The following is a 20,849-nucleotide window of genomic DNA, read 5'->3' as shown; positions in this document are numbered from 1 at the left end:
GTCAGCGGAGGCGGCGCAGATAGGGGTCCCACGCGCGGCGGGGCGCGAGGCGGACCCGGGCGTCGACGGCCATGACCCCGTCGGGGCGGACGATCGTGGGGTTGAGGTCGAGTTCGGTGATCCCCGGATGGTCGGCCACCAGCCGGGACAGCCGCAGCAGCACCTCGCGCAGCCCGGCGACGTCGCCGGGCGGCCGGGCCGGGTGGCCGAGCAGCAGCGCGGACAGCCGGGGGGCGCGGATCAGCTCGTCGGCCTCGCGGGCGGTCAGCGGCGCCAGCCGGGCGGCGCGGTCGGCCAGCGCGTCGGTGTCGACGCCCCCGGCCCCGAAGATCACCACTGCTCCGAACACCTCGTCCTGGACGGCGCCGCACAGTACCTCGACGCCCTCGCCGGCCATCGCCTGGACGAGCATGCCCCCCAGATCGCCGCCGAACCGCCCGGACAGCCGGGCGAACGCGGCCCGGACGGCGTCCTCCCCGTCCAGGCCCAGTTCCAGGGCGCCCGCCGCGGTCTTGTGCACGACCCCGGAGACGTGCGCCTTCAGCGCCACCGGAACGCCCAGCTCGCGGGCCGCCGCGACCACCTCGTCCTCGGTCCTGGCCCAGCACCAGGGCGCCATCGGCAGCCCGTAGGACTCCAGCAGGCGGAAGGTGTCGACGGGCGGCAGCCAGCCGCCGTCCGGCGCGCCGGCCAGGTATCCGGCGATGACTCCGGCCGCCTCCTGCGGGTGCAGGCCGGGCAGGGCGGGCGGTGCGTCCCGCGGGACGTTCCGTCCGCGCGCGTACGTCCAGGCGTGGGCGAGCGCGCGGGCGGCGTTCTCCGGATAGGCGTAGCACGGGACGCCGCGCTCGTTGACCGTGACGGTCTCCGCCTGCCCGAGCACCACGGCCGCCAGCGGCTTGCCGATGCCGCCGAGCGCGCCGCGCAGGTCGCCGAGCGCGGTCGGGGCCACCAGCGCCAGCACGGCGTCGACCGACGCGTCCGCGGCGACCAGGTCGAGGGCGTCCTGGAACACTTCGGCGGACACGGCGGCGGTGGTGTCGACCGGATTGGCCGCCGCCGCGCAGACCGGCAGCATGCCGGCGAGGGCGCGCCGGGTGGCCGCGTCCAGGACGGGGACGGTCAGCCCCGCGTCGGCGCAGGCGTCGGCCGCCAGCACCCCCGCCCCGCCGGCGTTGGACACCACCGCCACCCGCGGCCCGGCCGGCGGCGGCTGCGTCGCCAGCAGCGCGGCGGCGTCGACCAGCTCGCCGAGGTCGTCGGTGGCCACGACGCCCGCCTGCTCGAACAGCGCGCGGCGGGTCAGCTCCGGGGTCGCGGCGGCGGCGGTGTGCGACGCGGCGGCCCGGGTGCCGGGCGCGGACCGTCCGGCGAGGACGGTCAGCAGCGGCATCCGGGCGGCGACCCGGCGCGCCGTCCGGGCGAACTTGCGGGGGTTGCCGAACGACTCCACGTGCAGGACGCCGAGCCGGGTCGTCTCGTCCGACTCCCACCACATCAGCAGGTCGTTGGCGCTCACGTCGTACTTGTCGCCGACCGAGGCGAACGTGGAGACGCCGATGCCGAGCCGGGACAGCTCCTCGATCAGCGCGACGCCGACACCGCCCGACTGGACCGCCACGCCCGCGATCCCCGGGACGGGACGGCGGGCGCCGAACGTCGCGTCCAGCCAGATGCCGGTGTTGGCGATCCCCAGGCAGTTCGGCCCGACCAGCCGCATGCCGTGCTCGCGGCAGGCGGCGAGCAGGCCGCGCCCCTGCTCGGCGGTCAGCCCGGAGCTGATCACCACCAGCGCGGACGTCCCGGACCGGCCGCACGCGGCGGCCACGCCGGGCACGGCGTACCCGGGCACGGTGACGACCGCGAGGTCGGGCGGCTCCGGCAGGTCGGCGAGCGTCGCCACGCAGGGGACGCCGTGCATGTCGGACCCGGCGCAGTGCGGGTTCACGGCGTAGACGGCGCCCTTGAAACCGCCGTCGACGATGTTGCGCAGCAGCTCGGCGCCGACCGTCCCGCGCCGGCGGGACGCGCCGATGACCGCGACGACCCGGGGCCGCAGCAGCGGTTCGAGGCTCGCCACATCCGCCCGCCGTTCCCGTTCGGCGACCGCGTCGAGGTAACCGTCGTCGGGGACCAGCGGCATCGTCAGCTCGACGACGCCGTGCGACATCCGCTGCCGGGGGGACAGCCCGGCATCGGCGAACACGCGCAGCATCGAGCTGTTCTCGGGCAGCGTGTCGGCGTGGAACGCGACGATCCCGTTGGCGCGGGCCAGCGACCCCAGATGTTCGAGCAGCAGCGTCCCGACGCCCCGGCGGTGCATCCGGTCGGCGACCGCGATCGCGATCTCGACCTGCCCGGGCACGCCGGTCGGCTCGTACTCCGCCATCCCGATCAGCTCGCCGCGCAGCCAGGCGCCGAGCGCCGCGTGGTCGCGGGCGTCGCCGCCCGCCCGGCAGACCCGTGCGGCCACCTGCCCGGCCATCGCCCGGTTCAGGCCGAAGAAGCGCAGGTGCCGGCTCTCCTCGGACAGGCCGTCATGCAGCTCGCGGACCGCGTCCAGGTCCGCCGCACCGAGCCTGCCGATCTCGATCTGCGTACCGTCGGTGAGCAACGCGAAGGCCCGCGCGCCGGAAAGCGGCTCTGTCATGTCCCCAGCCTCGGCCTGGACGGACCGGGGATCAGCGTCCCAAGGTCACCGGCCGCCGGGACCTTGGTCCCGTACCGGGACGAAAAGGAAGGACCTTCGGAGGTGCCGTGTTCCCCGCCTCCTCAGCACACTGGAGACAATCGCACCGAGCGCCAGGCTCCCTTCACGTCCCGACCACCGCGAGGAACGGCATTCCCGTGAATCTCAACGCACCCGACCGCACCCTCCGGATCGGCGGCCGCCCGCTGCCGGTCGTCGGTCCCGCCCGGATGTACGTCTGCGGGATCACCCCGTACGACGCGACGCATCTCGGCCACGCCCGCACCTTCGTCTGGGCCGACATCGCGGCCCGCGTCCTGCGGCACGCGGGCGGGGACGTGCGCGTCTGCCGCAACGTCACCGACGTCGACGACGTGCTGAACCAGGCCGCGCACCGCGCCGGCAGCCCGTACGACAGCTTCGCCGCCGTCCAGCAGTACTACTTCGAACGCGACCTCGAAACGCTCGGCGTCCACGCCGTCGACCACCAGCCGCGGGCGCACAACCACGTCCGGGAGGTCATCGCGCTCGCGCAGGGGCTGCTCACGTCCGGCTCCGCCTACGTCCGGGACGGCGCGGTCTACTTCCGCGGCGCCGACGTCCCCCGGCGGGCGGGGCTCGACGACGGGGAGGCCCGCGCCCTGCTGGCCGAGTACGGCGACGAACCCGACGATCCCCGCAAGGAGCATCCGTTCGACATCGCCGTCTGGCGGCCCTCGCACTCGGGCGAGCCCGCCTGGCCCAGCCCGTGGGGGCGGGGACGGCCCGGCTGGCACGCCGAGTGCGCCGCGATGGCCATGACGATCTTCGGCCCGGCGCTGGACCTGCACGCCGGCGGCACCGACCTGCGTTTCCCGCACCACGCCTACGAGTCCGCGATGGCCGAGGCGCTGACCGGCGTGCATCCCTTCTCCCGGGCCTGGCTGCACGTGGGCATGGTCCGCCGGGACGGGGTGAAGATGGCCAAGTCCACCGGCAATCTGGTCCTGGTCTCCGACCTCGTCCCGGGCCATCCGGCCGCCGCCGTCCGGCTCATGCTCATCAGCGAGCCCTGGCGGGAGGACTGGGACTACACGCCCGGCCTCCTCGACCACGCCGCCGAGCGCCTGGAGCGGCTGCACATCGCGGCCGGCCGCGGCGGGAACTCCCCCGCGGCGGAGGCGGCCGTCACCGAGGCGCTCCTCGACGACCTCGACGCGCGCACCGCGCTCGGCATCGCCGAACAGGAGGGCGGGCGAACCGCCCGCCTGGTCATGGCGGTGCTGGCCCTCGGCTGAGCGCGGGATCGCGCGTGCCCCGGGGAGGGAACATCCCCGGGGCACGCGCGAGGCGGGAGAAGTCCTCCGCCGCTTAGGCAGCGTTCCGAGATGGACGGTGCGCGGTTTCCCGCTTCTCCGTCCCGTTCCTGGGCTTCTCCCGCCCAACTCCATTCGACCGCACGGGCCCCGGCGGAGCCAGGGACCAAGGTCCCTGGTTCCGGATACCGCCGTTCCGGATGGCGCTGAGGCTCACCCGCCCGACACCGGGAGCGTGACGCGGAAGACCGTGTGCTCGGCGGCGGCGAGTTCGGCGCGTCCGCCGTGCGCGGCGGCCACCGCCTGGACGATCGCCAGCCCGAGGCCCGTGCCGCCGGCGGCACGGGAGCGGCCCTGGTCGGCGCGGACGAACCGCTGGAAGATCTCCTCCCGCTGCTCGGGCGGGATGCCGGGGCCGTCGTCCGCCACGTCGAGGACGACGGTGCCGCCGCGCACCGCGAGCCGGACGGTGACGTGCGTGCCGGGCGGCGTGTGGGTGCGGGCGTTGGCGAGCAGGTTGGCGATCAGCTGGTGCAGGCGGCGGGCGTCACCGGTGACGGTGACCGGCTCCTCGGGCAGCACCATCTCCCAGCGGTGGTCCGGCCCGGCGGCGTGGGCGTCGCTCGTGGCGTCCAGGACGAGCCGGGTCAGGTCGACCGGACGCGATTCGAGCGGGCGGCCGGCGTCGAGGCGGGCGAGCAGGAGCAGGTCGTCGACCAGCTCCGACATGCGCACCGACTCGGCCTGGATGCGTCCGAGCGCGTGCCGCACCTCCGGCGGGACGGGTTCGGAGATGCGCAGCGCGAGTTCGGCGTGCCCGCGGATCGCGGCGACGGGCGTGCGCAGCTCGTGGCTGGCGTCGGCGGCGAAACGGCGCAGCCGCTCCTCGCCGGCGTGCCGGCGGGCGAGCGCGTTCTCGACATGGCCGAGCATCCGGTTCAGCGCCGCGCCGACCTGGCCGACCTCCGTGCGCGGGTCGGTGTCGGGGACGCGCTCCGGCATCGCCACCTCCCCGCTCGCCAGCGGCAGCTCGGCCACCCGGGACGCGGTGGCCGCGACCCGGCGCAGCGGGCGCAGCGCCAGCCGCACCCAGGCCGCCGCCGCGATCCCGGCGGCGGCGAGCACGACCGCGAAGACGACGGTCTCCACCAGGATCAGCCGGTGCACGGTCTCCTCGACGGGCCCCAGCGGCAGCCCGGTGATCAGGACGTCGCCGTCGTCGCCGCGCACCGCCGCCACCCGGTACTCCTCCAGGGCCGACAGGGACAGCGACCGTCCCCGGCCGTCCGCCGGGACGGCGGCCAGGGCGTGCCGGTCGGCGGTGGTCAGCGGCACGGGCCCGACGCCGCCGGCGCGGACCATCGCCGCCTGCCGCACCGAGCCGCCGATGAGGCGGGCACCGAACGTCCCCGGTGCCTGCCCGCGGGCGTCCGGGCCCTCGTCGCCGTCACGGTGCGGCTCGTGCTCCAGGGTCGCCGCGAACCTGCCGCCGGACGCGGCCAGTTGCTCGTCCAGCCGCCCGACGAGGAACCGGCTGAGCGCGGCGGCCGTGCCGAGCCCGACCGCGAGGCAGCTCAGCGCGAGCAGCACGACCAGCCCGGCGGTGAGCCTCGCCCGCAGCGTGCGGGCCGCCGCCGGAACCCTCACGAAGCCTCCGGCTTCAGCACGTACCCGACGCCGCGGACGGTGTGGATCATCGGAGCCCGGCCCGCGTCGATCTTCTTGCGCAGGTAGCTGATGTACAGCTCGACGACATGGGCCTGGCCGCCGAAGTCGTAGTCCCAGACGCGGTCGAGGATCTGCGCCTTGCTGAGCACCCGGCGCGGGTTGCGCATCAGGAACCGCAGCAGCTCGAACTCGGTCGGGGTCAGCTCGATGATCTGCCCGTCCCTGGTCACCTCGCGCGCGTCCTCGTCCATGGACAGCCCGCCGACGGTGAGCAGCCGCGCGGTGCCGGCCTGCCGGGTCATGCCCGCCCGGCGCAGCAGCCCGCGCAGCCGGGCCAGCACCTCCTCCAGGCTGAACGGCTTGGTCACGTAGTCGTCGCCGCCCGCGGTGATCCCGGCGATCCGGTCCTCGACGGCGTCGCGCGCGGTCAGGAACAGCACGCACACCTCCGGGGTGTCGGCGCGGAGGCGGCGCAGCACCTGCAGGCCGTCGATGTCGGGGAGCATCACGTCCAGCACGACCGCGTCGGGACGGAAGTCGCGGGCGGCGGCGAGCGCCCCGGAGCCGTCGCCCGCGGTGCGGACCGCCCAGCCCTCGGAGGCCAGCACGCGGGACAGCACCTCGGCCAGATCCGGCTCGTCGTCGACGACCAGGACCCGGACCGGTGTGCCGTCGGCCCTTCGCAGGCTCGCGGAGGCGGGTTCGTCATTCGTCATGGCACGGCCAGCCTCCCTCCCCGACCTCTGAGTTTCCTCTGAAAAGCCGCTGAAAAGCCCGTCTTTCCCACGGTGTCAGAGAGAACACAGAAACTCCGTTGGCAGGGTGACCGGCATGACCACGACCAGGTACGACATCCCGAGGCCCGCCGCGCCGGCACCGCGCCCGGCCTGGCGCGTCCCGTCCTCATGGCCGCAGGTCCTCATCTACGCCGGCGCGGTGCTCGTGCTGGGGCTGTGGTGGCGGAGCACCGGCTCGGTCACCGGGCTGGACGGCTGGCTGACCGAGGCGGGCCGCGTCACCGGCCTCCTCGCGGGCTACGGATGCGCCGTCCTGCTGGCCCTGATGGCCCGCATCCCGGCGCTGGAACGCGGTGTCGGCACCGACCGGCTGGCCCGCTGGCACGCGATGGGCGGGCGGTACACCGTCTGGCTCACCACGGCGCACGTCCTGCTGATCATCTGGGGGTACGCGGTGACGTCCGGCACGGACGTCGTCCACCAGACGGCGACCGTCGTCCTGGACTACCCCGAGATGCTCAAGGGGACGGCCGGGTTCGTCCTGCTGCTGGGCGTCGGGATCGTCTCGGCCCGCGCGGCGCGGCGCAGGCTGCGCTACGAGACGTGGCACTACCTGCACTTCGCGACCTACCTGGCGATTTTCTTCGCGTTCTCGCACCAGCTCGCCAACGGGGCCCAGTTCGTCGGGAACGCCTGGGCGCGGGCGGCCTGGTACGCGCTGTACATCGGGGTCGCCGTCACCCTCGCCTGGTTCCGGTTCCTGATGCCGGTCGTCGGCGGGATCCGGCACGGGCTGCGGGTCGCCGCCGTCCACACCGAGGCGCCCGGGGTCGTCTCCGTCTACATGACCGGACGGGACCTGGGCAGGCTGGGCGCCGAGCCGGGGCAGTTCTTCCGCTGGCGCTTCCTCGCGCCCGGCCTCTGGTGGACGGCCAACCCGTACTCGCTGTCCGAACCGCCCCGCGGGCACCGGCTCCGGATCACCGTCAAGGAGGCCGGGGACCACAGCCGCGCCCTGGCCCGGCTTCGGCCCGGGACGCGGGTGTGGGCGGAGGGCCCCTACGGCGGCTTCACCGGGGCGCGACCCCGCCACGACCGGGCACTGCTGCTCGCCGGCGGCGTCGGCGTCACCCCGCTGCGGACGCTGTTCGAGACGCTGCCCGGCGACGTCACCCTGGTCTACCTCGCCCGCCGCCCGCAGGACCTGGCGCTGCGCCGCGAACTGGACGCCGTCGCCGCCGCCCGGGGCGCCCGCGTGCACTACTTCGTGGACGAGCCGTCCCGCTACTCGCTGCCGCTGACCGGGGAGGCACTGCGGTCCGTCGTCCCCGACGTGCGGCACCGGGACGTCTACCTGTGCGGGCCGCCCGGCATGGCCGCCGCCGCGCTGCGCGCCCTCCGGCAGGCGGGCGTGCGGCGCCGCCACATCCGCACCGAGTCGTTCGAGTTCTGAGAGGCGGGCATGCGCCGAATCGTGATCACCACCGGTACGACGGTCGCGGGAGTGGTCCTGCTGCTGTCGCTGAAACCCCACCATCAGGCGGTCTCCGCAGCGCCGCCGACCGGCCCGGAGCCGTCCGCCCCGGGCGGGAGCGCGGCCTCCGCCGGGCCGGCGAGCGGAACCTACCGGGGACGGACCGTCCACACCCGGTACGGGCCGGTCCAAGTCGAGATCACCATGGCGAAGGGCCGGCTCACCGCCGTCCGGGCGCTGCGCACCCCCTCCGAGAACGGCCGTGACCGGGAGATCGCCGCCTTCGCGATCCCCCGCCTCAACCGGAAGGCCGTCGCCGCGGGCGGCGCCCGCATCGACACCGTCTCCGGCGCGACCTACACCAGCGAGGGGTACATCACGTCCTTGCAGAGCGCCTTGGACCGCGCCCATGCCTGAGACGATCCGCCACGTCGAGCACGTGATGGGAACGGTGTTCACGTTCGACGTCCGCACGGCGTCCTCGCCCGCCATCACCGACGCGCTGGCGGAGGCCGTCGCCTGGCTGCACCACGTCGACCGCGTGTTCTCCCCGTACCGTCCGGACAGCCAGATCACGCGGCTCGCCGAGGGCCGCGTCACGATCGGCCAATGCGATGCCGAGGTCGCCGGCGTCCTCCGCCGCTGCCGGGAGCTGGAGCGCCGCACCGGAGGGGCGTTCACCTGCGAGCCGGGCGGGCGGCTCGACCCCGGCGGGCTCGTCAAGGGATGGGCGATCGAGCGGGCGTCGGCGATCCTGCACGAGGCCGGCGCCCACGACCACTGCGTGAACGGCGGCGGCGACGTCCAGGCGCGCGGGGCCGCCCGGTCCGGGCGGCCCTGGCGGATCGGGCTCACCGACCCGCACCACCGCGACCGGATCATCGCCGCCGTGGCCGGACACGACCTCGCCGTCGCCACCTCGGGCACCGCCGAACGCGGCGCGCACATCGTCGACCCGCGCACCGGACGTCCCGCGACCGGCCTGGCCTCCCTCACCCTGGTCGGACGGCATCTGACCGACGTGGACGCGCTCGCCACCGCCGCCTTCGTGATGGGCGACGCCGCACGCGCCTGGGCGGGCGCGCATCCCGGCGTCGAGGCGCTGGCCGTGACGTCCGGCGGCTCGGTGTGGTGGACGCCGGGCTTCGAGGACGTCGCCCTGTTCCTGCCGCGCGAGGGCGCCGGCGCGCTGGAAGCGCGGGACGGACGCGGTTGACGCGGGGACGAAGGTCCCTACGTGCCCGCCGGGCGGGCGGCCGACGCTGAGATCGGTTCAGTGTGCCCCCGCCTGGAGGAGGAGACCATGTCCACACGAAGAGCGGCCGTCCTTGTCGGAACCGACGGTTCCCCGTCCGCGGACCGCGCCATCGGCTGGGCGGCCGACGAGGCCGCGCGGAGCGGCCGGGAGCTGCGCATCCTGCACGTCCTCGAAACCCCCACCAAAACGGCCCCCGGGAAGACGGCCGGCGACACCGACGCCCTGGTGGACTCCTGGACGCCCGTCCTGCGCGGCGCGCAGGACCTGGCCCTGCGCCGTCAGCCGGATCTCAAGGTCGAGACCATGCTCGTCCACGACCGCGACATCGCGGCGGGGCTGCGCCAGTACGCGGGCGAGGCCACCGAGGTCGTGATCGGCCACCGCGGACGCGGCGGCTTCGCCGAACTGCTGCTCGGCTCCACGGCGCTGCACCTGGCCGGCCACTTCCCGGGCCCGGTCGTCGTCGTCCGCGGCCGGGACGACGGGACGGCCGGCGAGATCGTGGCCGGGGTGGACCTGGTCGAGGATCCGGCACCGGCGCTCGACCACGCCTTCGCCGCCGCCTCCGCCCGGGGCGCGCGGGTCCGGGCCCTGCACGCCTGGCGGCCGGCGCCGCTCGCCTACGAGGCGGGCGTGGACCTGGAGCGGACCAGCGACGTCTACCGCGGCCAGCTGGCCTCGATCCTGGTGTCGTGGCGGGAGCGGTACCCCGGCGTCGAGGTCATCGAGGACGTCGTCATCGGCCATCCCGTCGAGGCGCTCGTGCTGGCGTCCGCGAAGGCGGACCTGGTCGTCGTGGGCTCCCGCGGCCGGACGCTGCCGCTCGGCTCGGTGAGCCACGGCGCGATCCACCACGCCCGCTGCCCGGTCGCCGTCGTCCGCTCCTACGACTGACCCCGGTTCCGTCCCGGCCGGGAACCGGCAGGCCACGGGAGAGGACCTTGGTCCGGTCCACTCAGGACCAGCGCCCGGCGACCGGACCGGGGGCTCGATGATCCGCTGGATATGCGGCGATCACGCCGCATACCGAAGGAGGCGCTATGACCGCGCAACCGACCCGCCGGAGACTGGGGCTGTGGATGGCCACCGCTCTCGTGGTGGGAAACATGATCGGATCGGGCGTGTTCCTGCTGCCCAGCTCGCTGGCCGAGTATGGGCCGATCAGCCTGGTCGCCTGGGTGTTCACCGCGGCGGGGGCGATCCTCCTGGCGCTGGTGTTCGCCCGCCTCTCGCGGGCCTACCCGAAGACGGGCGGCCCCTACGCCTACGCGCGCCGCGCGTTCGGCGACTTCGTCGGGTTCCAGACGGCCTGGGGCTACTGGATCGCGGTATGGGCCGGGAACGCGGCGATCGCGGTCGCGTTCGTCGGCTACCTCGCGCACTTCTGGCCCGAGCTGGGCGACGACAAGGTGCTGGCCGCCGCGGTCGGCCTGGCGGCGATCTGGCTGCTGACGGCCGTCAACAGCTACGGGATCCGGCAGGGCGGCGCCGTCCAGGTCGCCACCACGGTCATCAAGCTGGTGCCGCTGCTGCTCATCGCGGTCGGCGGGCTGTTCTTCATCAAGTCCGGCAACTTCGGCGAGTTCAACGCCAGCGGCGGCAGCGCCTTCTCGGCCGTCACCGCCGCCGCCGCGCTGACGCTGTGGTCGTTCATCGGCCTGGAGTCGGCCACTGTCCCCGCCGAGGACGTGGAGAACCCGCAGAAGACCATCCCCCGCGCCACCGTCGCCGGGACCGCGGTCACCGCACTGATCTACATCCTCGGCACCGTCGCCGTCCTCGGCCTGGTGCCGGCCGCCGCGCTGGCGACCTCGACCGCGCCGTTCGCGGACGCCGCCGACGCGGCGTTCGGCGGCTGGGCCGCCGACCTGGTCGCGGTCGGCGCCGCGATCAGCGCGTTCGGCGCCCTCAACGGCTGGATCCTGCTGCAGGGCCAGATCCCGTTCGCGGCGGCGCGGGACGGGCTGTTCCCCCGCGTGTTCGCCCGCACCGGACGCGGCGGCACCCCGGTCGTCGGGCTGGTCGTCTCCAGCGTCCTCGTCACCGGGCTGATGCTGATGAACTACAACGCCAGCCTGGTCGACCAGTTCACCTTCATCATCCTGCTGGCCACCCTCACCACCGTCATCCCGTACGCCTACGCGTCCATCGCCGAACTGGTGCTGCTGGCCACCGACCGCGCCGCGTTCTCCGGCGGGCGGCTCGCCCGCGACGCCGTGATCGCGACGCTGGCGTTCGGCTACACCGTCTGGGCGATCGCCGGCGCCGGCTACGAGGTCGTCTACAAGGGCACGCTGCTGATCTTCGCCGGGATGCCCGTCTACGCCTGGCTGAAGTACCGCGACCAGCGGGCCGCTGTGCGGGCCGTCCAGCCGGAACCGCCCGCGATGCCGCCCGCGGACCAGGCCGCCTGAAGCGGCCGAGCGAAGGAAGGAATGCTCCGTGTTCACCGTCTCCTCCGAAGTCGGGCGGCTGCGGCAGGTCCTGCTGCACCGCCCCGACCTCGAACTGCTCCGCCTCACCCCGGCCAACAAGGACGACCTGCTCTTCGACGAGGTGCTGTGGGCCAGACGCGCCCGCCAGGAGCACGACGTGTTCGCCGACACGCTCCGCGAGCGCGGCGTCAACGTCCACTACCTGGCGGACCTGCTCACCGAGACCCTCAAGCTCGACAAGGCCCGCGACGAGATCCTCGACCGCACCGCGTCCGAGATCACGCTCGGCCCGACGCTGGCCGGCCCGGTCCGCGACGCGCTGACCGACATGGACCCGGCGACCCTCGCCCGGCACCTGATCGGCGGGCTCACCAAGGCCGAGCTCGGCCTGGCCGCCCACAGCCTGCTGCTGTCGTCCCTGGACGACGGCGACTTCGTGCTGGCGCCGCTGCCCAACCACCTGTTCACCCGCGACCCGTCCGCCTGGATCTACGACGGGGTCACCCTGCACCCGATGGCCAAGGCCGCGCGGCGCCGCGAGACCGTGCACCTCAGCGCGATCTACCGGCACCACCCGCTGTTCGCCGAGCAGTACGTGCCCGTCTGGTATCCGGGCGCGGACTTCACCCTTCCCTCGCTCGAAGGCGGCGACATCCACGTCCTCGGGCGCGGCGTCGTGCTGATCGGGATGAGCGAGCGCACCACCCCGCAGGCCATCGAGCTGCTCGCCCAGCGGCTGTTCACCGCCGGCACGGCGCAGCGGGTCGTCGCCGCACAGTTGCCGAGGCGGCGCGCGTTCATGCACCTGGACACGGTCATGACGATGGTCGGCCACGACACCTTCACCGTCTATCCGGAGCTGCCGCCGCTGCGGTCCTACACCCTCACGCCCGGCCACGACCACGGCCGTGAGGTGCTGGTGCACGAGAACGAGGCGCTGTTCCCGGCGATCGCGCGTGCGCTGGGCCTGCCCCGCGTCCACGTACTGACCGCACAGCAGGACGTCAGGGCCGCCGAACGCGAGCAATGGGACGACGGCAACAACGTCCTGACCATCGAACCCGGTGTCGTCGTCGCCTACGAGCGCAACGTCACCACGAACACGATGCTCCGTCACAACGGCATCGAGGTCATCACCATCCCCGGCGGTGAACTCGGCCGCGGCCGGGGCGGGCCCCGCTGCATGAGCTGCCCTCTCCAGCGCGACGAGGTGCCCGCCTAGCAGAGTGCCCGCCCAGTGAAGGGCCCGCCCAGCGGAAAGGCCGGAGGAAAGGAACGGCGTCATGAAGGCCATGGAGACCATGTGGACCCGCGCGGACCGCTGGCGCCGCAGTTGCGGTCTGGACGACAACGACATGCGGCGTGATGTGGACCGGGTCCAATGGAGGCTCGGCGTGCTGCTGCTCATGGTCTTCCTCTGCGCGGCCCCGCCGCTGAGCGCGCACGCCGTCCGCTCCGTTCACGAGTCCGGTGTGCGGAAGGAACGGTACGAGGCCGCGACACTGGAGCGTGTCGAGGCCACCATCGTGAAAGTGGGGGAGGCGGAGGGCCGGCGCCGGGTCACCGTCTCCTGGACCGCGAAGGACGGAACCCCGCGGACCGGTGACTACACGACCTGGCGGGGCGCCGAGGTCGGGGACCGCCTCATCGTCTGGGCGGGCGGCGGCACCGTGACGAACCGGCCGCCGCGCGGCCACACCCAGACGGTCGTCCTCGCCGCGTCGGCGGGGACGGGCGCCGCCCTCGCCGCGGGCCTGCCGCCGCTCGGCCTCTACGCGCTGCTGCGCAGGCGGTGCGACCGGCGCCGCTACCGGCTGTGGGACGCCGAGTGGGCGCGCTTCGACAGCCGTCACATCGGCCCGTGACCGGGCCGGGACCCGGTCACACCTCCCTGAGCGGAACCTGCCAGATCAGCCGTGTCCCGCCGCTCGGACGCGGCTCGACGGTGCACGTCCCGCCCAGGCCCTCCGCCCGTTCGCCCATGTTGCGCAGGCCGCTGCGGCGGCCGCCCTCGGGGATGCCGATTCCGTCGTCCTCGACCCGCAGGATCAGCTCGTCGCCGACCTCGACGCGCACGATGGTCTCGGCGGCCTGGGCGTGCCGGGCCACGTTCGACAGCGCCTCCCGGACGACGGCGAGAAGATGCTCGGCGGTGTCCATGTCGACGACCGTGTCCAGCAGCCCGTCCAGCCGCACCGAGGGCGCGAACCCGAGCTGCTCCGCCGCCGCGTCGACCAGGCCGTGCAGCCGGCTGCGCAGCGACTCCTCGTCCGGCGGCGCCTGCAGCGCGAAGATCGTCGAGCGGATCTGCCGGATGGTGTCGTCCAGGTCGTCCACCGCCCGCTGCACCCGGACCGCCACCTCCCGCTTCTGGGTGATCTTGATCGCGGCCATCAGCCCCATCGCGGTCGCGAACAGCCGCTGGATCACCGTGTCGTGCAGGTCCTTGGCGATCCGGTCGCGGTCCTCCAGCAGCGCCAGCCGCTCGGTGTCGCGGCGCCGGTCGGCCAGCTCCAGCGCCACCGCCGCCTGCCCCGCGAACGCCTCCAGCAGCCGCTGCGTCCCCTCCGAGAACACCGAGCCGCCGGGCGGGTTGCTCACCAGGATGACGCCCCGCGCCGAGGAGCCGAGCCCCAGCGGCACCACCAGCAGCGGGCCGACCGGCACCTGCGGCGGCAGGTTCGCCTCCTGCGCCACCTTGCCGCCGTCCGTCAGCCGCAGCGCCACGCCCTCGGCGAAAACCGGCCCGGTCACCGCCTCCTCCAGCGGCATCCGCAGGCCCCGCAGGTGCTCGGCGCCCGCGCCGTGCGCCGCGTCCACCGAGAACTCCCGGCCGCTCTCGTCGAGCAGGGACACCGCCGACAGCGCCGCATCGGTGATCTCCATGGCCCGCTGTGCCACCAGGGCGGTCACCTCGTGCGGGTCGGTGCCCGACAGCAGTGCGGTGGAGATCTCCGCCGACGCCTCCAGCCACCGCTCCCGGCGCCGCGTCTCCTCGTACAGCCTGGCGTTCTCGATCGCCACGCCCGCCGCGGTGGCGAGCGCGATCACGACGACCTCGTCCTCCTCGTCGAACTCGCCGCCGCCGGCCTTCTCGGTCAGGTAGAGGTTGCCGAACACCTCGTCCCGCACCCGGATCGGCACGCCCAGGAACGACCGCATCGGCGGATGGTTCGGCGGGAACCCGCTGGAGGCCGGATGATCGCTCAGATCCGCCAGCCGCAGGGAATGCGGTTCCCGGATCAGCAGCCCGAGAATCCCGTGGCCCTGCGGCCAGTGCCCGATGGCCTCGATGTCCTGGTCCTCGACCCCGACGGTGACGAACTGGACCAGCCGCTCTCCCTCCTCGCCGATCACACCCAGCGCACCGTAACGGGCGTCGACCAGCGTCGTGGCGGCCTCGGTGATCCGCCGCAGCACCGACTCCAGGTCCAGTTCGCTGCCGATCGAGACCACGGCCTCCAGCAGCGCGTGCACGCGGTCACGCGTCGACCGCGCCGTCTCCAGCCGCGCCTGCAACTCCGACAACAGGTCGTCCAACTGAAGCTGCGGCAGGATCAGCTTCGCTCTGTCCGCACCGGCGTACGAATCATCAACCACGTTTCCAGTATCACTGAGGCCGCGCCGGAAAGGCAGGGGCCGAATCTGTGATCACCGACGCGCCGGAACCGGTGCGTCACGGCTCCTTCACCTCCGGATCGCGTTCGTGGACGACCGCGACCGGCCCCCGCGCATCGTGCAGCACCGCCCTGGTCACCGCGCCCAGCAGGGTGCTGGGGGACACGCCGATCCCGCGGTCACCGACCACGAGCAGTATCGCGTCCCGGGCGAGATCGGCGAGGACGTTCTGGGCCCGCTCCATGACGAATCTTTGCTCGACCTCGACCTCCGGGAAATCCGCCAGGCACGGTGCGACGGCGTCGGCGAACCGCGCCTTGGCCCGCTCTTTGACGGTTCCGGGATCGGTGAACGGAAGGTGGTCGGGGCCGGGCACCGCGGCGGGGTCCCACCACGCGCACACCGTCGTCACCACGGCCTCGCGCAGCCTCGCCTCGTGCAGCGCGAAACGCAGCGCCGCCTCGCTGGCCGGTGAGCCGTCGACGCCGACGACGATCCGCCGCCGCGCACCGTCCGCGCGCTCGTGGGCCGGGACGACGACCACGGGACGATCGGCGTGCGCCGGGACGTGCAGGGCCGTGGACCCGAGCGGCAGCCCGTCGAACCCGCCCGATCCCCGCGCGCCGATCACGATCAGCGCCGCGTCGGCCGCCGCGGCCAGCAGCGCACCGGGCGGTGTGCCCTTCACCAGCAGTGGCCGCACGTCCAGGCCGGGGACGGCCTCGCGGGCGAGCCGGACACCGTCGCCGAGCGCCATCGCGCCCATCCCCCGGGCGATCGCCAGCGCGTCGCCGTCCTGCGGACGCAGCGGATACGGCCAGTTCCAGGCGTGGCAGACGCGCAGCGGCACGCGGCGCAGCGACGCCTCGGCGGCCGCCCAGCGCAGCGCCCGTTCCCCGGCCGGTGAACCGTCGAAGCCGGCCAGGATCTCTCGTCCGTCCATTCTCGCCCACCTCCTGACCTTCGAGCCTTGCCGCTCGCGGACCGGGTATGCAGAGCCGTCGGCCACCGATCCGCGGGACCTCCGGCCCTGACGCACGGCTCGTCCGGCAGGACGGGACGTTCGTCTCTGCCCCCGCGCGGCGCCACCGCCGAACCTGGAATCGGGAGATGAGAAGCGAAGCCCGCGAGGGGTAGCGATGACCACGAACGCACCACTGGAGCAGCGCACCGTCGACGAGCTGATGACCCGGGACCTGCTCACCATCGCCGCGGAGGAATCGGTGCTCATGGCCTGGGAGCTGATGTGCCGGGCGGGAGTCCACCACCTGCCCGTCACCGACGACGAAGGCGCCTTCCTCGGCGTCGTCGACGCCCAGACCCTCACCGCGGAGTGGCATGCCGCCACTCCCTGCGACGCCCGCAGGCCCGTGACGACGCTCCTGCCGTCCCGGCCGCCGGTGACGGTCCGTCCCACGGCCACCGTCGCGGAGGCGGCGCGGGCCATGCTGGAAGCGGACCGGGACCACGCGCCGGTCACCGACGAGCGCGGCGTCCTCCTCGGCCTGATCACCGCGCGCGACCTGATCGCCGCCCTCGCCGGCGTCCGCCGCGAGATCCCCGAACGCGCCGGCGGCATGCCGTCCCTCTACCGGATCGAGCCCGTCCTGCCCGCCCGGGGCGGAACGGCGGCGGACGGCGGCTGACCCCCGGAACGGACCTTCGTCCCGGCCCGCGGGGACGCATGACCGTGGGAGCCCGGCGCGTACGGGGCGAGCATGAAGGTGACGCCCGCCACCGGCGGGTGAGCACGAACTCCGAGCCGAGGGAGGCACCCATGAGCACACCGGAGCGGCGTGAGACGCGCGGCATCTTCCCGGACCTGCTCGACTGGTTCGAGTCGCCGTTCAACCTGTGGCGCTCCGGCGCCGGCGAGACGATGCGGGTGGAGGACTACATCGACGAGGGCGACCACGTGATCCGCGCCGAGCTGCCCGGCATCGACCCGGACAAGGACGTCGAGATCACCGTCACCGCGGGTGTCCTTCGCATCCACGCCGAACGCCACGAGGAGAAGAAGGAGGGGCACCGGTCGGAGTTCCGCTACGGCTCCTTCACCCGGTCCTTCACCCTCCCCGCCGACGTCGAGATCGACGACATCAAGGCGTCCTACGACAAGGGCATCCTCACCGTCCGCGTGCCGATGCCCAAGGCCGTCAAGGCCGAGGCCAAGCGCATCGCCATCGAGAAGTGACCCGTCAACCGGAAGAGGGCACCGGCATCGAGCGATCGATCCGGTGCCCTCGCTCTCGCACGGGGTCTCTCTCACACCGGGAATCGAGATGAGGACGATGAGGCATTCCCCCGGTCCGGTCCGGATCCTCGTCGGGGTGGACGGGTCCCCGGCGTCGCTGAGCGCGCTGCGCTGGGCCGCCGGCGAGGCGAAGCAGCGGCACGCCGAGATCGTGGCGGTCCGGTCGTGGCGGTGCCTGCGCGACCGGACGGCGCCCTACGCGATGGCGGCCCACCGGCCGTGCCACGACCGGGAACGGGAGCGGACACGGCACGCGCTCGCCGCCGACGTCCGGGCGGTTCTCGGCGCCGAGCCTCCGGTGCACGTCCATCAGGAACTCGCGTACGGCGACCCGGTGCGCACCCTCCTCCACCTCGCCGCGAAGGCGGATCTCCTCGTCCTCGGCGACGCACCGGCGGCCGACGGCGGACCGATCAGGATGGCGTGCCGGCGGATGTCACCGTGCCCGGTCGTGCTCGTCCCGCCCGGCCCGGTCGCCGCTCAGGACGCCGACGCGCCGGCCGCGGGAACGACGGCGACCGGGCAGTGCGCGTGGTGAACGAGCGCGTGGGTCACCGCGCGGGCGCGCGGCACGGCCAGGCCCTCGCGGGGATGTGATCCCGCGATCACCAGGTCGACGTCGCGGGACGCGGCGACGAGCGCGGCGGCGGGATTGTCCTGGACGATGTCCTCCAGGACCTCCACACCGGGGAACCGCTTGCGCATCGGCGCGTGCGCCTCGATCACCCGCCACCGGGCGCGTTCCTCGACGCGCTTCAGGTCGGCGGCTGCTCCGGGCTTGTCCAGCGCCTCCGGAAACGGCCAGGCGTGCACGACGCGCAGCCTGGCCTCCCGGACCTTGGCCGCCCGGAACGCGTACTCCAGCACCGCCGAGTCGTCGCCCAGGCCGATGCCCACGGCGATCTCCCGGTGCTCGGGCCCCGGCCCGCCGCGCACCACCACGACCGGGCAGACGGCGTGCCGGACGGCACCGAGCCCGACCGACCCCAGCAGCAGCTCACCGAACCCGCCGAGCCCGCGGTGCCCGACCACCAGCTCGAACGCGCCCTCGGACCGGTCGGCCAGCGCCCGCACGGTGCGTTCGGACGCCAGTTCCACGCTCACCGGAACCTCCGGCCGCCGGGCGTGCGCGACACGCTCGGCGGCCGTCAGCACCTCGCTCCCCTCCCGCGACAGTGACGCCACCTCGCCGGGGGCGATGTTCAGCGGCACGTCGAACGCCCACTTCTCCACCGCGTGCACGATGCGCAGGTCGCGCCCGTAGCGGGCGGCCTCGTCGGCGGCCCAGGCCACGGCCCGCTCGGACGGCACGGAGCCGTCGGTGCCCACGATGATCGGATCGGACATGGTCATCTCCTCTTCCGCTCGCCCCGGGTCAGTGCTCGGCGGGCACGACGACCACCGGGCAGCGGGCGTGGTGCAGCGCGGCATGGTTGACCCGGCCCAGCGCCATGCCGATCAGGCCCGTCCGGCGGGGGGCGCCGACCACCACCAGCGCGGCGTTCTCCGACGCCTCGACCAACGCCTGGGACGCGGTCCGGTCCGAGACCAGCGGCTCGACCGCGACCTCGGGGAAGTGCTCCGGCCGGCCGGCGACCGCCTCCGCCAGCTCCATGTCCTCGATCACCCTGCGGCGCGGGGAGAACTCGCCGCCGACGGCGTGCAGCGCGACGATCGCCGCACCGCGTGAGGCCGCCTCCGCGAACGCCCAGCCGAGCACCGCCTCGTCCGTGGGCCCGCCCTCCACCCCGACGACGATCCGGGCGGGCGCGTCGCTCGGGTAGGGCGCCGACCGGGACACGACCAGCACCGGGCACCGGGCGTGCGCCGCGGTGTACAGGCCGACCGACCCGAACAGCAGGCCCTCGAAGCCGCCGAGCCCGCGCGAGCCGACCGCCACCAGCGCCGCGTCCTCGCCCGCCTCCACCAGCGCGTGCCCGGGATCGGTGCGCACCAGCCGCGTGGTGACGTCCAGGTCGGGGAACTGCTTCAGCACGTACTGCCGGGCCTCGCCGAGCAGATCCTCCCGCTCGGCGACCAGCCGGCGCAGCGCGTCCTCCGGGATCGTCCCGTCCGGGGCGAGTGCGCGCGAGCCGTGCACCAGCCGCAGCGGCAGCCGGTGCCGGACGGCGTAGTCGGCGGCCCAGTCCAGCGCCCGCCAGGCGTGTGCGGAGCCATCGATCCCCACGATGATCGGAGCCGGCATGGTCGCCCCTTCCCGAGCCTTTTCTCACGTCCACTGTCGACGCTAGGCCAGGGGCTACCCGCTGATCGGCGGTCTAAGGTCCCGGCGGCCGGGGACGAGGGTCACGACTTCGCCGCCGTGCCCTCGCGTCCCCGGACGGAATGGTCAGTGCCGCACCCGTTCGCGTTCTCCGGCCGGTGTCTCCGCCCGGGGGACCTGCGTGGCGTCCCGGCCCTGCACGCACAGCGCCCAGATCACGAAGACGTCCAGCGCGATGATCAGCAGCGACCACCACGGGTAGTAGGGGACGAAGAAGAAGTTCGCGATCGCGCTCAGCGTCGCCACGACGATCCCGAGGACGCGGGCCCAGAGCCGGGCGCCGAAGATGATGCCGAAGCCGGCCGCGGCGACGACGATGCCGACACCGAGATGGATCCAGCCCCATCTGGTCACGTCCAGCTCGTAGGCGTAGTTGGTGGTGACGACGTAGAACTTGTCCTCGATGATCGCCGCCAGCCCGGCCACGGCCTGGAAGACCCCGACCATGACCAGGAGGACCCCGGCGAAGAGACTGGCCCCGGCGGCCCAGCCGTTCGCCTCGGTCCTGGACGTCGTCCGCGTTCCGCTTGCCATATGACACCTCCCAGCACGAGTGCCACAGCGTCACCCCCGCCACCGGCGCCGCGCATCACCCGCCGGGGGTGACACGGCGGCCGGCGGCCGAATCACCTGCAACGGGTGATGCCCGGTGCCGCCGCCCGCGCCGACCGTTGACCAACGGCCCGGTCACCGGGCGTCACGACACCGACTGGAGGTTCGTCATGAACGAACTCGCCGCCACCAACTATCCCCTGCTCAACGTCTTCTGGACGATGCTGTGGTTCTTCCTGTGGGTGCTGTTCCTGATCATCCTCTTCAAGATCATCGGAGACATCTTCCGGGACGACGAGCTGAGCGGCGGGAGCAAGGCGGCATGGACGATCTTCGTCATCGTGCTGCCGTTCCTCGGCGCGCTGGTGTACCTGATCGCGCGGGGCAAGGGGATGGGCGAGCGCGACGTCCGCGCGGCCCGCAAGCACGAGGAGGAGTTCCGCGCCTACGTGCGCGAGGCCTCTGAACCCTCGAAGGGCAACGGCGTCAAAGAGCTGGCGACGCTCGCCGATCTGCGCAACCGCGGCGACATCAGCGAGGACGAGTACCAGCGCGCCAAGACCAAGATCCTCGCCTGAACCACCG

The 20,849-nt window shown here is 73.8% G+C and carries 20 protein-coding genes; 12 read left to right on the top strand and 8 right to left on the bottom strand.

From position 1 onward, the window contains the following. Position 1: 1 nt before the first annotated feature. Complete coding sequence (locus ACQP1N_RS07035; protein ID WP_067797778.1) at positions 2-2,650, bottom strand: bifunctional GNAT family N-acetyltransferase/acetate--CoA ligase family protein; 2,649 nt, start codon at positions 2,648-2,650, stop codon at positions 2-4. 197 nt (positions 2,651-2,847) lie between these two features. Between ACQP1N_RS07035 and ACQP1N_RS07030 the strand changes: the two genes are divergently transcribed. Next, positions 2,848-3,966: a class I tRNA ligase family protein gene (locus ACQP1N_RS07030; RefSeq protein WP_242608712.1), complete on the top strand. Its 1,119-nt coding sequence runs from the start codon at positions 2,848-2,850 to the stop codon at positions 3,964-3,966. Positions 3,967-4,197: 231 nt separating this feature from the next. On the opposite strand, the gene ACQP1N_RS07025 is transcribed toward ACQP1N_RS07030, so the two are convergent. Both ACQP1N_RS07025 and ACQP1N_RS07020 read right to left on the bottom strand, forming a co-directional pair. Beyond that, the gene (locus tag ACQP1N_RS07025; RefSeq protein WP_067797780.1) at positions 4,198-5,631 is read right to left on the bottom strand and encodes a sensor histidine kinase; all 1,434 of its coding nucleotides are present in this window, start codon (positions 5,629-5,631) and stop codon (positions 4,198-4,200) included. Further along, positions 5,628-6,368 carry a response regulator transcription factor gene (locus ACQP1N_RS07020; RefSeq protein ID WP_067797784.1) on the bottom strand — a complete coding sequence of 247 codons (741 nt, stop codon included), beginning with the start codon at positions 6,366-6,368 and terminating at the stop codon, positions 5,628-5,630. Before ACQP1N_RS07020 ends, ACQP1N_RS07025 begins: the two co-directional genes overlap by 4 nt. A gap of 115 nt (positions 6,369-6,483) precedes the next feature. Here ACQP1N_RS07020 and ACQP1N_RS07015 point away from each other — a divergent pair, with 115 nt between their 5' ends. The 7 genes from ACQP1N_RS07015 (at position 6,484) to ACQP1N_RS06985 (ending at position 13,421) form a co-directional block, all read left to right on the top strand. Then, complete coding sequence (locus ACQP1N_RS07015; RefSeq protein WP_433229776.1) at positions 6,484-7,842, top strand: ferredoxin reductase family protein; 1,359 nt, start codon at positions 6,484-6,486, stop codon at positions 7,840-7,842. A 9-nt stretch (positions 7,843-7,851) separates the two neighbouring features. Continuing rightward, the gene (locus tag ACQP1N_RS07010) at positions 7,852-8,280 is read left to right on the top strand and encodes an FMN-binding protein (RefSeq protein WP_067797788.1); all 429 of its coding nucleotides are present in this window, start codon (positions 7,852-7,854) and stop codon (positions 8,278-8,280) included. Then, positions 8,273-9,079: an FAD:protein FMN transferase gene (locus tag ACQP1N_RS07005; protein ID WP_084262867.1), complete on the top strand. Its 807-nt coding sequence runs from the start codon at positions 8,273-8,275 to the stop codon at positions 9,077-9,079. The genes ACQP1N_RS07010 and ACQP1N_RS07005 overlap by 8 nt, the downstream gene beginning before the upstream one ends. 87 nt (positions 9,080-9,166) lie before the next feature. Further along, positions 9,167-10,015 carry a universal stress protein gene (locus ACQP1N_RS07000; RefSeq protein ID WP_067797791.1) on the top strand — a complete coding sequence of 283 codons (849 nt, stop codon included), beginning with the start codon at positions 9,167-9,169 and terminating at the stop codon, positions 10,013-10,015. 146 nt (positions 10,016-10,161) lie between these two features. Beyond that, entirely contained in the window at positions 10,162-11,535 is a 1,374-nt protein-coding gene (locus tag ACQP1N_RS06995) for an amino acid permease (protein ID WP_067797794.1), read from the top strand. Between the two features lie 28 nt (positions 11,536-11,563). After that, complete coding sequence (locus tag ACQP1N_RS06990; RefSeq protein ID WP_067797797.1) at positions 11,564-12,778, top strand: arginine deiminase; 1,215 nt, start codon at positions 11,564-11,566, stop codon at positions 12,776-12,778. A 61-nt stretch (positions 12,779-12,839) separates the two neighbouring features. Continuing rightward, positions 12,840-13,421: an Rv1733c family protein gene (locus tag ACQP1N_RS06985; RefSeq protein WP_433229770.1), complete on the top strand. Its 582-nt coding sequence runs from the start codon at positions 12,840-12,842 to the stop codon at positions 13,419-13,421. A gap of 16 nt (positions 13,422-13,437) precedes the next feature. Here ACQP1N_RS06985 and ACQP1N_RS06980 read toward each other — a convergent pair whose 3' ends face one another. Then, complete coding sequence (locus ACQP1N_RS06980; protein ID WP_131732501.1) at positions 13,438-15,156, bottom strand: sensor histidine kinase; 1,719 nt, start codon at positions 15,154-15,156, stop codon at positions 13,438-13,440. A gap of 76 nt (positions 15,157-15,232) precedes the next feature. Further along, positions 15,233-16,117: a universal stress protein gene (locus ACQP1N_RS06975; protein ID WP_433229767.1), complete on the bottom strand. Its 885-nt coding sequence runs from the start codon at positions 16,115-16,117 to the stop codon at positions 15,233-15,235. A 196-nt stretch (positions 16,118-16,313) separates the two neighbouring features. On the opposite strand from ACQP1N_RS06975, the gene ACQP1N_RS06970 reads away from it, so the two are divergent. The 3 genes from ACQP1N_RS06970 (at position 16,314) to ACQP1N_RS06960 (ending at position 17,966) form a co-directional block, all read left to right on the top strand. Next, positions 16,314-16,820 (top strand): CBS domain-containing protein, encoded by a 507-nt coding sequence (locus ACQP1N_RS06970; RefSeq protein WP_067808136.1) that lies wholly within the window; start codon positions 16,314-16,316, stop codon positions 16,818-16,820. A gap of 131 nt (positions 16,821-16,951) precedes the next feature. Next, positions 16,952-17,368, top strand: coding sequence for an Hsp20/alpha crystallin family protein (locus ACQP1N_RS06965; protein WP_067807179.1), 417 nt, complete (start codon positions 16,952-16,954; stop codon positions 17,366-17,368). Positions 17,369-17,465: 97 nt separating this feature from the next. Further along, the gene (locus ACQP1N_RS06960; RefSeq protein ID WP_433229763.1) at positions 17,466-17,966 is read left to right on the top strand and encodes a universal stress protein; all 501 of its coding nucleotides are present in this window, start codon (positions 17,466-17,468) and stop codon (positions 17,964-17,966) included. Here ACQP1N_RS06960 and ACQP1N_RS06955 read toward each other — a convergent pair. From ACQP1N_RS06955 to ACQP1N_RS06945, 3 genes are all read right to left on the bottom strand, one after another. Beyond that, on the bottom strand, positions 17,909-18,775 hold the full coding sequence (locus ACQP1N_RS06955) for a universal stress protein (protein ID WP_433229760.1): 867 nt from the start codon (positions 18,773-18,775) through the stop codon (positions 17,909-17,911). The genes ACQP1N_RS06960 and ACQP1N_RS06955 overlap by 58 nt on opposite strands. Positions 18,776-18,803: 28 nt before the next feature. Further along, a complete protein-coding gene (locus ACQP1N_RS06950; RefSeq protein WP_433229756.1) occupies positions 18,804-19,634 on the bottom strand; it encodes a universal stress protein in 831 nt (276 codons plus the stop codon). Between the two features lie 144 nt (positions 19,635-19,778). Beyond that, positions 19,779-20,246 (bottom strand): DUF7144 family membrane protein, encoded by a 468-nt coding sequence (locus ACQP1N_RS06945; RefSeq protein WP_067807166.1) that lies wholly within the window; start codon positions 20,244-20,246, stop codon positions 19,779-19,781. 188 nt (positions 20,247-20,434) lie between these two features. On the opposite strand from ACQP1N_RS06945, the gene ACQP1N_RS06940 reads away from it, so the two are divergent. Next, on the top strand, positions 20,435-20,842 hold the full coding sequence (locus ACQP1N_RS06940) for an SHOCT domain-containing protein (RefSeq protein WP_067807181.1): 408 nt from the start codon (positions 20,435-20,437) through the stop codon (positions 20,840-20,842). Positions 20,843-20,849: the final 7 nt, after the last annotated feature.

Origin of the sequence: Actinomadura formosensis, assembly GCF_050948385.1 — a bacterium.
Classification (GTDB): domain Bacteria; phylum Actinomycetota; class Actinomycetes; order Streptosporangiales; family Streptosporangiaceae; genus Spirillospora; species Spirillospora formosensis.
Note: the sequence above shows the minus strand (reverse complement) of the source record. Positions and strands in the feature narration are given on the sequence as shown.

What these genes read in the sequence shown, in the direction of transcription:
- ACQP1N_RS07000 (WP_067797791.1), top strand. Translation starts at nt 9,167, where the DNA reads ATGTCCACACGAAGAGCGGCCGTCCTTGTCGGAACCGACGGTTCCCCG.
- ACQP1N_RS07020 (WP_067797784.1), bottom strand. Translation starts at nt 6,368, where the DNA reads ATGACGAATGACGAACCCGCCTCCGCGAGCCTGCGAAGGGCCGACGGC.
- ACQP1N_RS06970 (WP_067808136.1), top strand. Translation starts at nt 16,314, where the DNA reads ATGACCACGAACGCACCACTGGAGCAGCGCACCGTCGACGAGCTGATG.
- ACQP1N_RS06985 (WP_433229770.1), top strand. Translation starts at nt 12,840, where the DNA reads ATGAAGGCCATGGAGACCATGTGGACCCGCGCGGACCGCTGGCGCCGC.
- ACQP1N_RS06995 (WP_067797794.1), top strand. Translation starts at nt 10,162, where the DNA reads ATGACCGCGCAACCGACCCGCCGGAGACTGGGGCTGTGGATGGCCACC.
- ACQP1N_RS06945 (WP_067807166.1), bottom strand. Translation starts at nt 20,246, where the DNA reads ATGGCAAGCGGAACGCGGACGACGTCCAGGACCGAGGCGAACGGCTGG.
- ACQP1N_RS07005 (WP_084262867.1), top strand. Translation starts at nt 8,273, where the DNA reads ATGCCTGAGACGATCCGCCACGTCGAGCACGTGATGGGAACGGTGTTC.
- ACQP1N_RS06950 (WP_433229756.1), bottom strand. Translation starts at nt 19,634, where the DNA reads ATGCCGGCTCCGATCATCGTGGGGATCGATGGCTCCGCACACGCCTGG.
- ACQP1N_RS06965 (WP_067807179.1), top strand. Translation starts at nt 16,952, where the DNA reads ATGAGCACACCGGAGCGGCGTGAGACGCGCGGCATCTTCCCGGACCTG.
- ACQP1N_RS07010 (WP_067797788.1), top strand. Translation starts at nt 7,852, where the DNA reads ATGCGCCGAATCGTGATCACCACCGGTACGACGGTCGCGGGAGTGGTC.
- ACQP1N_RS07015 (WP_433229776.1), top strand. Translation starts at nt 6,484, where the DNA reads ATGACCACGACCAGGTACGACATCCCGAGGCCCGCCGCGCCGGCACCG.
- ACQP1N_RS06955 (WP_433229760.1), bottom strand. Translation starts at nt 18,775, where the DNA reads ATGTCCGATCCGATCATCGTGGGCACCGACGGCTCCGTGCCGTCCGAG.
- ACQP1N_RS06975 (WP_433229767.1), bottom strand. Translation starts at nt 16,117, where the DNA reads ATGGACGGACGAGAGATCCTGGCCGGCTTCGACGGTTCACCGGCCGGG.
- ACQP1N_RS06940 (WP_067807181.1), top strand. Translation starts at nt 20,435, where the DNA reads ATGAACGAACTCGCCGCCACCAACTATCCCCTGCTCAACGTCTTCTGG.
- ACQP1N_RS07035 (WP_067797778.1), bottom strand. Translation starts at nt 2,650, where the DNA reads ATGACAGAGCCGCTTTCCGGCGCGCGGGCCTTCGCGTTGCTCACCGAC.
- ACQP1N_RS06960 (WP_433229763.1), top strand. Translation starts at nt 17,466, where the DNA reads ATGAGGCATTCCCCCGGTCCGGTCCGGATCCTCGTCGGGGTGGACGGG.